The 13,561-nt window shown below is 44.4% G+C and carries 12 protein-coding genes and 1 other RNA gene; 6 read left to right on the forward strand and 7 right to left on the reverse strand.

Annotated features, from left to right (window positions below; all coding sequences use genetic code 11):
* The first annotated feature begins 114 nt into the window (after positions 1-114).
* The 5 genes from zapA to serA all read left to right on the forward strand — a co-directional run bounded on the left by zapA (position 115) and on the right by serA (position 3,473).
* Positions 115-423, forward strand: a complete 309-nt coding sequence (gene zapA / locus AB6E78_RS10675; protein WP_004735366.1) for a cell division protein ZapA — start codon at positions 115-117, stop codon at positions 421-423.
* 11 nt (positions 424-434) lie between these two features.
* A non-coding RNA gene (gene ssrS, locus AB6E78_RS10680) (6S RNA) lies at positions 435-617 on the forward strand.
* 6 nt (positions 618-623) lie between these two features.
* A complete protein-coding gene (locus AB6E78_RS10685; protein ID WP_017059056.1) occupies positions 624-1,223 on the forward strand; it encodes a 5-formyltetrahydrofolate cyclo-ligase in 600 nt (199 codons plus the stop codon).
* 102 nt (positions 1,224-1,325) lie between these two features.
* The gene (gene rpiA / locus AB6E78_RS10690) at positions 1,326-1,982 is read left to right on the forward strand and encodes a ribose-5-phosphate isomerase RpiA (protein ID WP_048605825.1); all 657 of its coding nucleotides are present in this window, start codon (positions 1,326-1,328) and stop codon (positions 1,980-1,982) included.
* Between the two features lie 261 nt (positions 1,983-2,243).
* Positions 2,244-3,473 carry a phosphoglycerate dehydrogenase gene (gene serA / locus AB6E78_RS10695; RefSeq protein ID WP_017059058.1) on the forward strand — a complete coding sequence of 410 codons (1,230 nt, stop codon included), beginning with the start codon at positions 2,244-2,246 and terminating at the stop codon, positions 3,471-3,473.
* A 112-nt stretch (positions 3,474-3,585) separates the two neighbouring features.
* Here serA and AB6E78_RS10700 read toward each other — a convergent pair whose 3' ends face one another.
* Both AB6E78_RS10700 and AB6E78_RS10705 read right to left on the reverse strand, forming a co-directional pair.
* Positions 3,586-4,299: an oxidative stress defense protein gene (locus tag AB6E78_RS10700; RefSeq protein WP_017059059.1), complete on the reverse strand. Its 714-nt coding sequence runs from the start codon at positions 4,297-4,299 to the stop codon at positions 3,586-3,588.
* A 111-nt stretch (positions 4,300-4,410) separates the two neighbouring features.
* A complete protein-coding gene (locus tag AB6E78_RS10705; protein WP_017068706.1) occupies positions 4,411-5,307 on the reverse strand; it encodes a LysR family transcriptional regulator ArgP in 897 nt (298 codons plus the stop codon).
* Between the two features lie 142 nt (positions 5,308-5,449).
* Here AB6E78_RS10705 and AB6E78_RS10710 point away from each other — a divergent pair, with 142 nt between their 5' ends.
* Positions 5,450-6,079: a LysE/ArgO family amino acid transporter gene (locus AB6E78_RS10710; protein ID WP_017059061.1), complete on the forward strand. Its 630-nt coding sequence runs from the start codon at positions 5,450-5,452 to the stop codon at positions 6,077-6,079.
* 96 nt (positions 6,080-6,175) lie between these two features.
* Here the strand turns inward: AB6E78_RS10710 and mscS are convergent, their stop codons facing one another.
* The 5 genes from mscS to tkt all read right to left on the reverse strand — a co-directional run bounded on the left by mscS (position 6,176) and on the right by tkt (position 13,237).
* A complete protein-coding gene (gene mscS, locus AB6E78_RS10715; RefSeq protein ID WP_017063201.1) occupies positions 6,176-7,042 on the reverse strand; it encodes a small-conductance mechanosensitive channel MscS in 867 nt (288 codons plus the stop codon).
* 377 nt (positions 7,043-7,419) lie between these two features.
* Positions 7,420-8,496 (reverse strand): class II fructose-bisphosphate aldolase, encoded by a 1,077-nt coding sequence (fbaA, locus tag AB6E78_RS10720; RefSeq protein WP_010435694.1) that lies wholly within the window; start codon positions 8,494-8,496, stop codon positions 7,420-7,422.
* Positions 8,497-8,651: 155 nt separating this feature from the next.
* Positions 8,652-9,815: a phosphoglycerate kinase gene (locus tag AB6E78_RS10725; RefSeq protein ID WP_017059064.1), complete on the reverse strand. Its 1,164-nt coding sequence runs from the start codon at positions 9,813-9,815 to the stop codon at positions 8,652-8,654.
* 166 nt (positions 9,816-9,981) lie between these two features.
* Complete coding sequence (epd, locus tag AB6E78_RS10730; RefSeq protein WP_032545627.1) at positions 9,982-11,031, reverse strand: erythrose-4-phosphate dehydrogenase; 1,050 nt, start codon at positions 11,029-11,031, stop codon at positions 9,982-9,984.
* A 211-nt stretch (positions 11,032-11,242) separates the two neighbouring features.
* Complete coding sequence (tkt, locus tag AB6E78_RS10735) at positions 11,243-13,237, reverse strand: transketolase (RefSeq protein WP_372133410.1); 1,995 nt, start codon at positions 13,235-13,237, stop codon at positions 11,243-11,245.
* Between the last annotated feature and the right edge of the window lie 324 nt (positions 13,238-13,561).

Below are 13,561 nucleotides of genomic sequence, written 5' to 3' on the forward strand. Positions count from 1 at the left end.
TATAGTTTCTCCCTCAGAGGAGATTGCTTCCTCATCGGTACTTGCACTTTTTCTTTCTCAAAAAATGGCGAAGGGCAACAGCCTTAAAATAGCGCGTTAAAGAGTTCATCCATCATGAGTAATCAAGCGGTAGACGTTGAAATATTAGGAAAACTGACTCGAGTGAATTGTCCACCAGGGCAAGAAGAGTCATTGATTGCAGCGGCGGCCGATCTTGATAATCGATTGAAAGAGATGGCTGAACGTACTAAGGTAACCAATGAAGTGAAGCTGCTGACTATCGCAGCTCTGAATATTTGCTACGAATTACAAACCAAGAAGTTTGAAGCAAATGATGAACAAAACGCACTGACCGAGCGAATGGAACAGCTCACGACATCACTTTCAGATGTCCTCAGTAAAGTTAAGCACGGACAGCAATAGCGTACACAAAATTTACCCTGGAGTGTTTGTCAGAGGATTCACGTCCCCGAGCCGATAAGCAATCCCTAAGGGTTAGTACTTGAGTGCTATTGAGCATGCTCGGTCCGCCGAGAAGCCTACGGTAATCATTGCTGATCCGCCTTGAACTCGCTGGTTCAAGGGCCATCTATTCTCAACGGCACTTTGGGGTATCCCTTCTTATGAAGACGCTCACACGCAGCGAATTTCGCAAACAGATCCGTATCAAACGCAATGCCTTATCTGGCGACCAACAAACTCAATCCGGTATCGACTTAGTTAAGCAGTGCATGCAGCTTGATGAAATTCAGTCTGCTCAGCATATTGCCCTCTATATCTCTATCGATGGCGAACTCGATACTCAGCCTTTAATCGAATGGTTATGGGCGCAAGGTAAGCAAACTTATTTACCAGTATTGCACCCCTTCTCTGCCGGGCACCTGCTGTTTTTACACTACTCGCCAACCACACCGACGGTCTTGAATAAGTACGGTATTGTCGAACCTCAGCTCAATCAAATGCTGGTTAAACCTTGTCAGCAACTCGACCTTATTCTTACGCCCCTTGTCGGCTTTGACTCCCATGGCCATCGTTTAGGTATGGGCGGCGGATATTACGATCGCACCTTGGCAAAGTGGTTCGAGACGGGCGAAGGTGCAGCTCCTATTGGTTTGGCTCATGATTGCCAACATGTTGATACGCTACCGATTGAAGAATGGGACATTCCGTTACCTAAAATCGTGACTCCGAGTAAAACTTGGCAATGGGAAAACAACCATTAAAGCGCTATAATCGCGCCGCAAACGTTAACCTCGATATTTAAACGTTAACTTCAATACGCGAACGATTAATTCAAAGCGCAAGACCTTATTCAGGAGAATGGCATGACTCAAGATGAAATGAAAAAAGCAGCTGGCTGGGCAGCACTTCAATATGTTGAAGAAGGCAGCATTGTAGGTGTAGGTACTGGCTCTACAGTAAATCACTTCATCGACGCACTTGGCACAATGAAAGACAAAATCAAAGGTGCGGTTTCAAGCTCTGTAGCCTCTACTGAAAAACTAGAAGCACTAGAAATCAAAGTATTTGAGTGCAACGACGTATTCAAACTAGACATCTATGTTGATGGCGCAGACGAGATTAACGCTTCACGCGATATGATCAAAGGCGGCGGCGCTGCTTTGACTCGTGAAAAAATCGTAGCGGCTATCTCTGATAAGTTTGTGTGTATTGTTGACGGCACTAAAGCAGTTGATGTGTTGGGTAAATTCCCACTGCCTGTTGAAGTAATCCCAATGGCACGTTCATACGTGGCACGTGAGTTGGTTAAGCTTGGTGGTGACCCAGTTTACCGCGAAGGCTGCACAACCGATAACGGCAACGTGATCCTAGATGTGTACGGCATGGCGATCGAAAACCCGAAACAACTAGAAGATATCATCAATGGTATAGCTGGTGTGGTGACGGTTGGTCTGTTCGCTCACCGTGGTGCTGATGTGGTTATCACCGGCACGCCTGAAGGTGCAAAAATCGAAGAATAAATAATAGAAGATTGAGTTTTTCTGTTACTTCATTACATACGGTGCCCTAGGGCGCCGTTTTTTTTGCTTTATTGCTGTAAAATTATGTCTTATTCCGTAATTTTCTTACCCAAAACATTTTTTTTTTGTTACTTTATTGTTCAGAAGACGCACAGGGAAAACGTTTGTCTCCTAACAAAGTGGTGAATTTGTTCCCCTTTCAGCCATTTTGTAGCACGTGCGCCGCATTTGCCCAACCTTTCCATTTTAAGGACGAGAACAATGGCCAAAGTTTCACTGGAAAAAGAAAAAATTAAAATTCTACTTCTAGAAGGTCTTCACCCTTCTTCTGTAGAAGTACTGCAAGCCGCTGGTTACACAAACATTGAGTACCACAAAGGCTCGCTACCGGAAGATGAACTTCTTGAAGCAGTAAAAGATGCTCATTTCATTGGTATTCGTTCTCGCACTAATATCTCCCAAGAAGTTATTGATGCAGCTGAAAAGCTAGTTGCCGTCGGTTGTTTCTGTATTGGTACTAACCAAGTCAACCTTCAAGCAGCAGCAAAACGCGGTATCCCTGTGTTCAACGCACCGTTCTCAAACACTCGAAGCGTTGCTGAGCTCGTTCTTGGTCAGGTTCTATTGCTACTACGTGGCATTCCAGAAAAGAACGCGCTTGCACACCGTGGCATCTGGAAAAAGAGTGCCGACAACTCTTACGAAGCCCGTGGTAAGCGTTTAGGTATTATTGGCTACGGTCACATCGGTACTCAACTGGGTATTATTGCTGAAAACCTTGGCATGCGTGTTTACTTCTACGACATTGAAAACAAACTGTCTCTGGGTAACGCAACGCAAGTTCATACCATGACGGAATTACTGAACAAGTGTGACGTAATCTCTTTGCATGTACCTGAAACCAACGAAACAAAAGACATGATGGGTAAAGAAGAGTTCGAGCGCATGAAGCCTGGTTCTATCTTTATCAACGCAGCTCGTGGCACGGTAGTCGATATTCCTGCTCTGTGTGGCGCTCTGGAGTCTGGACACCTTGCAGGTGCGGCTATTGATGTTTTTCCAACAGAACCAAAAACCAATGCAGACCCGTTTGAGTCTCCATTAATGCAGTTCGATAACGTGATCCTAACGCCTCACGTGGGTGGTTCAACTCAAGAAGCACAAGAGAATATTGGTGTTGAAGTTGCTGGTAAGCTAGCGAAATACTCTGATAACGGCTCTACGCTATCAAGTGTTAACTTCCCTGAGGTATCACTACCACTGCATACTGGAACGTCTCGTTTATTACACATTCACGAAAACCGCCCAGGCATCCTAACTCAGATCAACACCATCTTCGCTGAGGAAGGGATCAACATCGCGGGTCAATACCTACAGACTGCGGCTGATATGGGTTATGTCGTTATCGATGTAGAAGCCGATCGCTCTGAAGAAGCACTGCTTAAACTGAAAGAGATCGAAGGCACAATCCGTGCTCGTCTTCTTCACTAATCATCGCACTCAAAATGCATAAAAAAGGCTCTCATCATGAGAGCCTTTTTAGCATTTGGCCTATCGTAGGTAATTAGGTCGTCATGATCCAAAACCTTCTATAGCACTGTCATTACTCTTCGATCTGGTAGATCACATTCACGCGATCACGAATGGTGATCGTTGAGTCTTCATAAGAGTTCGATTCTGTTCTTGCATCCATCGCCATTGAACGCATGAGTACTGGCTGAGAAGATTGGGCGTTGTAATCCACGCGCCATACATCACCTAACTCGCGCTCAAAACCACTCGCCAATGATTTAGCTTTTGATGTCGCATCTTTAATGGCTTCTAAGCGCGCTTGCTCTTGATACTTAGCTTGGTCGCGAACTTGCAGTTGGATGTTGTCGATCTGATTAATGCCTTCTCCAATCGCAATATCCATGTACTCATTAAGATTAGCTAGCTCAGTCACTTGAACGGTCACATTACGTGAGGCGCGGTAGCCAACCAGTTCCGGTTTGCCATCTTTCGGGTAATGATATTGAGGAGATAAATACAGGTTAGAGCTGTGTACACTCGCCTCATCAACACCAGCTTGATGCAGCTTGTTTAGAAAGCCTGTCACGACTTTATCAACGGTATTTTTAGCCTGTTCAGCAGTCATCGTCGATTCCACGACTCTCACAGAGAATGTCGCCATATCAGGTGTAGCGATCACTTCACCATAGCCTGTCGTTGAAATATGAGGAAAGGATGGAGAGTCAGCCAATGATGGAAAACTCACAGCACTCAACGCCGCAGTAAGAGTAAGAGACGTTGCTAACATCTTTGGTACAAGCTTCATTAGGTATGACCTATGCTAAACAAATGTCCTTTCATCATAGAGCAATTTATCGTTTAGCCAATCCAGAGCACACACTTCTAACAGAACTTTGACGCTGAAAAAACCAACAGTTTACTGAGGTAAGTGATTGTGAGCAAAACTCAATATTGCTTGGGATACCTCTTTTAATACTCCGCTCTCAAGCTGCCAATGGTGCCAATAGATGCGATAAGAGAGCAGAAAGCCAGGGGTAATATCAATCAGAGCACCAGACTCGAGCTCATCGATAATCTGTAATCGGGGGATCAAGCAATAGGCTACACCCGATAATGCCAAGCGCACAAATGCTTCTGAACTGCCGACTGTATGATTGATCACACTGTCTCTCGGGACGTTAAAATGATCATGCAGAAACTTCTTATGCAGATCATCGTATTGATCATAGGAAACCGCAGGTGCTTTGCTTAAGGTGGCGTAGTTTACGCCCTCTGCAAAGTAACGCTGATGAAAGTCAGGGCTAGCCACGCACACATAATCCATCCTACCGAGATAGTCAGCACTGCAGCCAGGAATCGCTTGAGACTCCAAACTGATTGCACCGGCCACCTCGCCACTTTTAATCTTTTCAATGGTTCTCGACTCACCATGAATCGCGAGGTTCAACTCGACTTGGCGAGACTTAATCACATCCGACAAAGCTGGTAGCAACCATGTCGCCAAACTATCAGCGTTGGTGGCTATGGATATCGATAGTGGTTGATTACCCTCTTCATTCATCAACTCAGGCACAAGCTCGTGCTCTAACAAACGAACACGGCGATATAAGCCCAGTAGTTTTTTACCCGCAGGCGTTGGCCTAGGCGGGCTTTCTCTCACCAAGGCTGGCTGAGCCAACCACTTTTCCAGCTGTTTGATGCGTTGAGATACCGCCGACTGGGAGATATATAACTGCTCAGCAGCCCTTTCGAAACTACGTTGTTTTACTACAGCATCCAGTGCTTCAATCCATTTATAATCCAATCCGCGCATCAATTTGCTTCCTTTTTAAGCTAACTCATCACCACATTAGCAACTCTAATAATGGATTAAAATCATTAATTATACTTATTTAAAGGGTCAGAGTATCTTCGCCATATAGCACGTAAATATCGTTAAATAAGTGGAGGTTAAAATGAGTTTTTGGGTTTTATTACAAGGTTTTGGTCTAGGGGCAAGTATGATTATCCCTATTGGCGCTCAGAATGCGTACGTCCTAAATCAAGGGATAAAACGCAATCATCATTTAACGACAGCAACGATTTGTAGCCTGCTCGATACTCTGTTTATCTCATTAGGCATTTTTGGCGGCGGAGCGATCTTGTCGCAAAATGAATTACTGCTTACCTCAGTGACACTAGGTGGCATCGCTTTTCTGACTGTGTATGGTTTGCTCTCACTACGCAGTGCATTCAAAGTGCGCACCAGTGATGAGTCGAAAGGTGAGATATTAGCGCGTGGCAAGCGCACCGTTATTTTAGGGGCATTGGCAGTAACAGTATTAAACCCACATCTCTATTTGGATACCGTGGTAATTCTTGGATCCATTGGTGGGCAATTTGAAGGCAACGACAGAATTGCATTTGCTATGGGGACTATATTGGCTTCGTTCGTCTGGTTCTATTCTTTGTCATTAGGCGCTGCAAAACTAGGCCCGACGCTATCTAAACCTAAGGTTAAGAAAGGCATTGATATCGCAGTCGCAACCATGATGTTCGCCATAGCAACGGTGCTTACCGATGGACTTATTGAGCAATACTGGTAAATCTATTTAGCTTCATGAAACCAACAAAAAAGGCGGATAACCTAAGTTATCCGCCTTTCCTTATAAAAGCTTATAGTTATAAAAACTAACTAGGAATTAAGCTTCTACTTTATTCATGTGTACATCCATTTGCGGGAATGGAATTTCGATACCCTCGTTATCCAAGCCTTCTTTGATTGCTTGCATCAGGTCGAAATAAACATTCCAGTAGTCAGCAGTGCTAACCCATGGACGAACAACGAAGTTAACTGAAGAATCAGCAAGCGTATGAACACCAACTTGAACGCCAGGTTCTTTCAGTACACGCTCATCAGATTCACAGATCTTAGTCAGTAGCGCTTTTGTCTTCTGAAGATCAGCGTTGTAAGAAACACCAATCATTAGATCAATACGGCGCGTCGCATGACGAGAATAGTTTGTGATTGGGCTGCCGATAACGCTACCGTTAGGTACTACAACCATTTTGTTGTCTGGCGTTGTTAGAACCGTTTGGAAGATTTGAATAGAATCAACTGAACCTGCCACACCACCAATTTCCACATAGTCACCAGACTTAAATGGACGGAATGCAACGATAAGTACACCAGCAGCAAAGTTAGATAGTGAGCCTTGTAGTGCAAGACCAACGGCTAAACCAGCCGCACCAATAACAGCAACTACAGATGCCGTTTGAACACCTAAACGACCAAGTGCAGCAATTAAAACAATCACAAACAACAAGTAACGAACTAAACCATGGACGAACTCCACAACTGCTCGGTCCATTTTCTTCTTCTGAAGAACCTTAGACACGCTATTCGCTACTGCTTTAACAATAAGGTTACCAATAAATAGAATTATCAGTGCTGAAATGATATTTACGCCATATTGGATAAATAAATCTGAATTATTTGTTAACCACTGCTCTGCTTGAGACAAACCATCCACAAGTGGAGTCTCAATCGCTGTCGAACTATCAGCCATAATGTGCATCCTCTATATAATATGCTATGGGCTAAACTGCCTTAAGCCTCATTTACTCTGCAATATAATAAACAGTGTAATTACCGTTAAGTCATTGTGTTAAAAGTAAATTAAAGCCAAGTCCTTTTTATAAACTGAACCAAGTTCAGTTTTTCGGCACGATATCCTATCTTTGACAGATTGCAAAGTCATATTTATGTAAGCTTTTGAATTATTAAAACTTACCGATAAACACAAATACCGATAACTAAAAGACTACGAAATTTATTCACCGCACGCTAGGTTTTTCACATATTTAGTACAAGTTTTTATCAGATATAAAAAAACCCGCTCAATGAGCGGGTTTTTAAAACTTAAAGAGTACTTAATTCAAAGAATTATAGTACGTCTACAGCGTTAAGGTCAGCAAATGCTTTCTCTAGACGAGCAACCATTGAAGCTTGACCAGCACGTAGCCATACGCGTGGATCGTAGTACTTCTTGTTTGGAGCAGCTTCGCCAGTTGGGTTGCCGATTTGACCTTGTAGGAAATCGAAGTTGTCAGCAGAGTACTGACGGATACCGTCCCAAGTTGCCCACTGTGTATCAGTATCGATGTTCATTTTGATAACACCGTAGCCGATAGACTCTTGGATTTCTGCTTCAGAAGAACCAGAACCACCGTGGAATACGAAGTTTAGAGCGTTAGGTGCGATACCGAACTTCTCTGCACAGTATGCTTGAGAGTCACGTAGGATAGTTGGAGTAAGTACAACGTTACCAGCTTGGTAAACACCGTGTACGTTACCGAAAGATGCAGCGATAGTGAAACGTGGGCTAACAGCCATTAGTTTCTCGTAAGCGTATGCTACGTCTTCTGGAGAAGTGTAAAGCTCAGATGCGTCCATATCAGAGTTATCAACGCCGTCTTCTTCACCACCAGTACAACCAAGTTCGATCTCGATTGTCATGTTCATTTTAGCCATGCGCTCTAGGTACTTAGCACATGTTTCGATGTTCTCTTCTAGAGACTCTTCAGAAAGGTCTAGCATGTGAGAAGAGAATAGAGGCTTACCAGTTTGTGCGAAGAACTCTTCACCAGCGTCTAGTAGACCGTCGATCCATGGAAGAAGTTTCTTAGCAGCGTGGTCAGTGTGCAGGATAACTGGAACACCGTAAGCTTCAGCTACAGCGTGTACGTATTTTGCACCAGCTACAGCGCCAAGAACTTGTGCGCCTTGACCTTCAAGTTTAACGCCTTTACCTGCGAAGAATGCAGCGCCGCCGTTAGAGAACTGAACAACTACTGGAGCTTTAACTTTAGCAGCTGCTTCTAGTACTGCGTTTACAGAGTCAGTACCAACAACGTTTACAGCAGGAAGAGCAAATTTGTTTTCTTTTGCTACTTCAAATACTTTCTGTACGTCATCGCCAGAAATCACACCAGGTTTTACAAAATCGAAGATCTTAGACATGGAAATAGTCCTATTTATTCTATCGTTTTAAGATTAAAAAACTTAAGTTTAAAAACTTGCAATCGTTTGCTCACAACTTATGCCATTCTAGCAAAAAAGTGTGATATGCAGCAAACGTTAAAAGGCGAGATTCACATCTCGCCTTTCTAAATCAATTATGCTTTAGCACGCTCTTCAAGCATTGCTACTGCAGGAAGTACTTTACCTTCAACGAATTCAAGGAAAGCGCCACCGCCAGTAGAGATGTAAGAAACGTCAGCTTTGATACCGAACTTATCGATAGCTGCTAGCGTGTCACCACCACCTGCTACAGAGAAACCTGCAGACTCAGCGATTGCTTTAGAGATACCAGCTGTACCCGCTTCGAAGTTCTTGAATTCGAATACGCCTACAGGGCCGTTCCAAAGGATTGTTTTCGCGTTGCCGATGATTTCAGCTAGTGCCGCAGTTGAATCTGGACCAAGGTCGAAGATCATGTCGTCGTCTTGAACTTCAGAAACGTGCTTGATTTCAGCTTCTGCGTTTTCGTCGAATGCTTTAGCACATGCAACGTCAGTTGCTACTGGGATAGCACACTCTTTCATTAGCTTTTGAGCCGTTTCAACTAGGTCAGCTTCGTATAGAGACTTACCTACGTTGTGGCCTTCAGCAGCGATGAATGTGTTCGCGATACCACCACCAACAACAAGCTGGTCAGCAATTTTAGAAAGAGATTCTAGAACGGTTAGTTTAGTAGAAACTTTAGAACCACCAACGATAGCCACTAGTGGGCGAGCTGGGTTGTCCATTGCTTTACCAAGCGCTTCAAGCTCAGCAGCTAGAAGAGGGCCAGCACATGCTACAGGAGCGTAAGTACCAACGCCGTGTGTAGAAGCTTGAGCACGGTGAGCTGTACCGAATGCATCCATTACAAAGATGTCACATAGTGCAGCGTATTGCTTAGAAAGTGCTTCTTCGTTCTTCTTCTCGCCTTTGTTGAAACGAACGTTTTCAAGAACAACAAGTTCACCAGCGTTTAGCTCTAGGCCGTTTACGTAATCTTTAGCTAGTTTAACTTCGCAGTCTAGTGCGTCGTTTAGGTAGTTAACTACAGGAGCTAGAGAGAACTCTTCGTTGTATTCGCCTTCAGTAGGACGACCAAGGTGAGAAGTAACCATTACCTTTGCGCCAGCTTCTAGGCAAAGTTTGATAGTTGGTAGAGATGCAAGGATACGTGCATCTGAAGTTACTTTACCGTCTTTTACTGGTACGTTTAGGTCAGCACGGATAAATACGCGTTTACCTGCAAGTTCCAGGTCAGTCATCTTGATCACAGACATGATTTGTCCTCTCAAATTTAAATAAATATAAAGTTTTGGAAACTCAGCAACCCTGCTAAGCCTATAAATTATTCAACTGGTAATTCTTTCACTACTAATAATATGTGGACTCTTAGTATTTATTTCAAGCTAAAAAATAAATAATCCGCACATTTGCTTCTAGGTCTTACTTCTTGCCTTCAGAAGCTTGCATTGCAAGAACCGTATCCAGCATTCGGTTCGCAAAGCCCCATTCATTATCACACCACACTAGCATTTTAACTAAGTGGCCGTTGCTCACTCGCGTTTGTGAACCATCAACGATTGCGCTATGGGGATCGTGATTAAAGTCGATGGAAACGAGCGGCGCTTCAGTATAGTCAACTATATTGTGTAATGTACACTGGGATGCATTAACAATGGTTTGATTTACGTCATTAACTTTCACATTTGCATTAATTGTGACACTTAAATCCATCGCTGTTACGTTTACCGTCGGCACACGCACAGATATAGCTTCAAATTTGTTGGAAAATTTCGGGAAGATTCTTTCAATACCTTTATGCAACTTGGTATCGACAGGAATGATCGATTGGCTTGCTGCTCGAGTACGACGCAAATCGCTGTGGTACGCATCGATAACTTGTTGATCATTCATTGAAGAGTGAATAGTCGTAATCGTACCGGACTCGATACCAAAGGCGTCATCAAGAACCTTAATGATAGGGACAATACAGTTGGTGGTGCACGAACCATTGGAAACGATTTGGTGGTCCGCTTCGATGGTATCGTGGTTCACACCATAGATAATGGTGTTATCGAGGTCATTGGCACCGGGGTGAGAAAACAGTACCTTTTTCGCCCCTGCAGCAATGTGCGCGAGGCCGTCATCTCGGCAACCATAAACACCGGTACAATCGAGAACGATATCCACCTCAAGGTCACGCCAAGGCAACAGCTCAATATCAGCAAGATGTAAGATACGAATGGTATCAAACTCACCCTTGTCTTCAGCACCAATGCCATGATGGACATAAATGTGCTCTTGATCGTTAGAGATTTTCTTACCGAAGCGGCCGTGACTGGTGTCGTACTGCAATAGGTGAGCCATAGCGTCAGGCTGAGCAAGCTCATTAACAGCTACTACTTTGATTTGTTGGCTTTTGCCACTTTCATAGACAGCGCGTAATACATTACGCCCTATTCGTCCAAATCCGTTTATCGCGACTTTTAGCATATTTCCGTACATCTAACCAAAATTTCGTGCAACAGATGATAACTGAATCCTACCCAAAAGGCATTACTTGAATAACCCCGTTTAGTTAGGACAGGTTAATCTGTTGCTTGTAGAGATAAGCCTAGAAGAAACAAATCCCAGATACAAAAAACCGAGCTCAGCGCTCGGTTTTTCCTTCATTTAACTGTTAGCACAGGCCATCAGTCAATGATTAAGCAAGAAGCTCTTTCGCTGTGTTTACTACGTTTTCAGTAGTGAAACCGAACATCTTGAATAGCTCACCTGCTGGTGCAGATTCGCCGAACGTTGTCATACCGATGATCTTGCCACCGAAGCCAACGTATTTGTACCAGAAGTCAGCGATGCCAGCTTCTACTGCGATACGCGCTGTAACATCAGATGGAAGTACAGACTCACGGTATTCAGCGTCTTGCTTGTCGAATGCGTCAGTTGCAGGCATAGATACTACGCGTACAGCTTTACCTTCAGCGGTTAGTTGTGCAGCAGCTTCAACTGCAAGCTCAACTTCAGAACCAGTTGCAATGATGATTAGCTCTGGCTTGCCTTCACAATCTTTCAGGATGTAACCACCCTTAGCGATGTTAGCAACTTGCTCAGCATTACGATCTTGTTGTGCAAGGTTTTGACGAGAGAAGATTAGAGATGAAGGACCATCTTTACGCTCAATAGCCAGTTTCCAAGCCACTGCAGATTCAACTTGGTCACATGGACGCCATGTGCTCATGTTTGGAGTCAGACGTAGAGAAGCGATCTGCTCAACCGGTTGGTGAGTAGGGCCATCTTCGCCTAAGCCGATAGAATCGTGCGTGTAAACTTGGATGTTCTGAACTTTCATCAGAGCAGCCATACGCATTGCGTTACGCGCGTATTCCATGAACATTAGGAACGTTGCGCCGTATGGCACGAAACCACCGTGCAGAGCGATACCGTTCATGATAGCCGTCATACCGAATTCACGTACACCGTAATGGATGTAGTTACCAGAAAAGTCAGTTGCTTCAAGAGACTTAGAACCAGACCACATAGTCAGGTTAGAAGGCGCAAGGTCAGCAGAGCCGCCCATGAATTCTGGAAGCATTTGACCAAACGCTTCTAGTGCGTTTTGAGATGCTTTACGTGAAGCGATGTTTGCTGGGTTAGCTTGAAGATCAGCAATGATTGCGTTTGCTTTCTCTTCCCACTCAGCGGGTAGCTCGCCGTTAGTACGACGTTTGAATTCAGCTGCTAGCTCTGGGTAAGCCGCTGCGTATGCGTCAAACTTCGCGTTCCACGCTGCTTCTTTCGCTGCGCCTGCTTCTTTCGCATTCCACTCAGCTGCGATATCTGCTGGGATTTCGAAAGGACCGTGTTCCCAACCCAATGCTGCTTTAGTTGCTGTGATTTCATCAGCGCCTAGTGGAGCACCGTGACAGTCATGCGTACCCGCTTTGTTTGGAGAACCAAAACCGATGATAGTTTTAGTACAGATAAGCGTTGGACGAGGATCCGCTTTAGCCGCTTCAATCGCTGCGTTGATAGCATCAGAGTCGTGACCATCTACTGCTGGGATTACGTGCCAACCGTATGCTTCAAAACGCTTAGGTGTATCGTCAGAGAACCAACCTTCAACTTCACCATCGATAGAGATGCCGTTGTCATCCCAGAAAGCAACCAGCTTACCAAGACCTAGCGTACCTGCTAGAGAACATGCTTCGTGAGAGATACCTTCCATCAGACAGCCATCACCCATGAATGCATAAGTGTAGTGGTCTACGATGTCGTGGCCTTCTTTGTTGAACTGTGCCGCCAGTGCTTTCTCAGCCATTGCCATACCAACAGCGTTAGTGATGCCTTGACCTAGAGGACCAGTCGTTGTTTCGATACCAAGAGCGTAACCGTACTCAGGGTGACCTGGAGTCTTAGAGTGCAGTTGACGGAAGTTTTTCAGGTCTTCAATTGAAAGCTCGTAACCTGCAAGGTGAAGCAGAGAATAAATCAACATTGAACCATGGCCGTTAGACAGGATAAAACGGTCGCGGTCAGCCCATTCTGGGTTTGCTGGGTTGTGGTTCAAGTGGCCACGCCAAAGAACCTCAGCGATGTCAGCCATGCCCATAGGTGCGCCTGGGTGGCCTGAATTTGCTTGTTGAACACCGTCCATGCTAAGTGCGCGGATTGCATTGGCTAGATCTTTACGAGAAGGCATGTCTGCTCCTGGATACATAAGCGATTTAAAAAAGAGATAATTGCTAAAGTTTTCATTTTTATTAGCGCGGGTATTCTCTCAAACGACTATTGCGACTGCAAACGTTTTACTGGCATTTTAACGGTCATTTTTCGCAATTTTCGAACATTTACATCACTTGGCAGTGGCTTATCTCGATCGATACGCAAACGATTAGTTATGACATATCATAAAAAAGAGCTTGTAATTCGACCGCTGGAATTTAGAATAGCCGTCTAGATGTAGAAACACCTACAAAATATACTGTATTTAATGGCGGCGCTTCCTAGCTTGCGACGCCATAAA

The sequence above is a fragment of the Vibrio sp. 10N.247.310.98 genome, from assembly GCF_041467395.1.
In the GTDB taxonomy this organism is placed as follows: domain Bacteria; phylum Pseudomonadota; class Gammaproteobacteria; order Enterobacterales; family Vibrionaceae; genus Vibrio; species Vibrio crassostreae_C.

Bases quoted from the DNA above. Each gene is read 5' to 3' on its own strand.
- AB6E78_RS10725 (WP_017059064.1), bottom strand. From the start codon at position 9,815: ATGTCTGTGATCAAGATGACTGACCTGGAACTTGCAGGTAAACGCGTA.
- AB6E78_RS10685 (WP_017059056.1), top strand. From the start codon at position 624: ATGAAGACGCTCACACGCAGCGAATTTCGCAAACAGATCCGTATCAAA.
- rpiA (WP_048605825.1), top strand. From the start codon at position 1,326: ATGACTCAAGATGAAATGAAAAAAGCAGCTGGCTGGGCAGCACTTCAA.
- fbaA (WP_010435694.1), bottom strand. From the start codon at position 8,496: ATGTCTAAGATCTTCGATTTTGTAAAACCTGGTGTGATTTCTGGCGAT.
- AB6E78_RS10710 (WP_017059061.1), top strand. From the start codon at position 5,450: ATGAGTTTTTGGGTTTTATTACAAGGTTTTGGTCTAGGGGCAAGTATG.
- AB6E78_RS10705 (WP_017068706.1), bottom strand. From the start codon at position 5,307: ATGCGCGGATTGGATTATAAATGGATTGAAGCACTGGATGCTGTAGTA.
- mscS (WP_017063201.1), bottom strand. From the start codon at position 7,042: ATGGCTGATAGTTCGACAGCGATTGAGACTCCACTTGTGGATGGTTTG.
- zapA (WP_004735366.1), top strand. From the start codon at position 115: ATGAGTAATCAAGCGGTAGACGTTGAAATATTAGGAAAACTGACTCGA.
- serA (WP_017059058.1), top strand. From the start codon at position 2,244: ATGGCCAAAGTTTCACTGGAAAAAGAAAAAATTAAAATTCTACTTCTA.
- AB6E78_RS10700 (WP_017059059.1), bottom strand. From the start codon at position 4,299: ATGAAGCTTGTACCAAAGATGTTAGCAACGTCTCTTACTCTTACTGCG.
- epd (WP_032545627.1), bottom strand. From the start codon at position 11,031: ATGCTAAAAGTCGCGATAAACGGATTTGGACGAATAGGGCGTAATGTA.
- tkt (WP_372133410.1), bottom strand. From the start codon at position 13,237: ATGCCTTCTCGTAAAGATCTAGCCAATGCAATCCGCGCACTTAGCATG.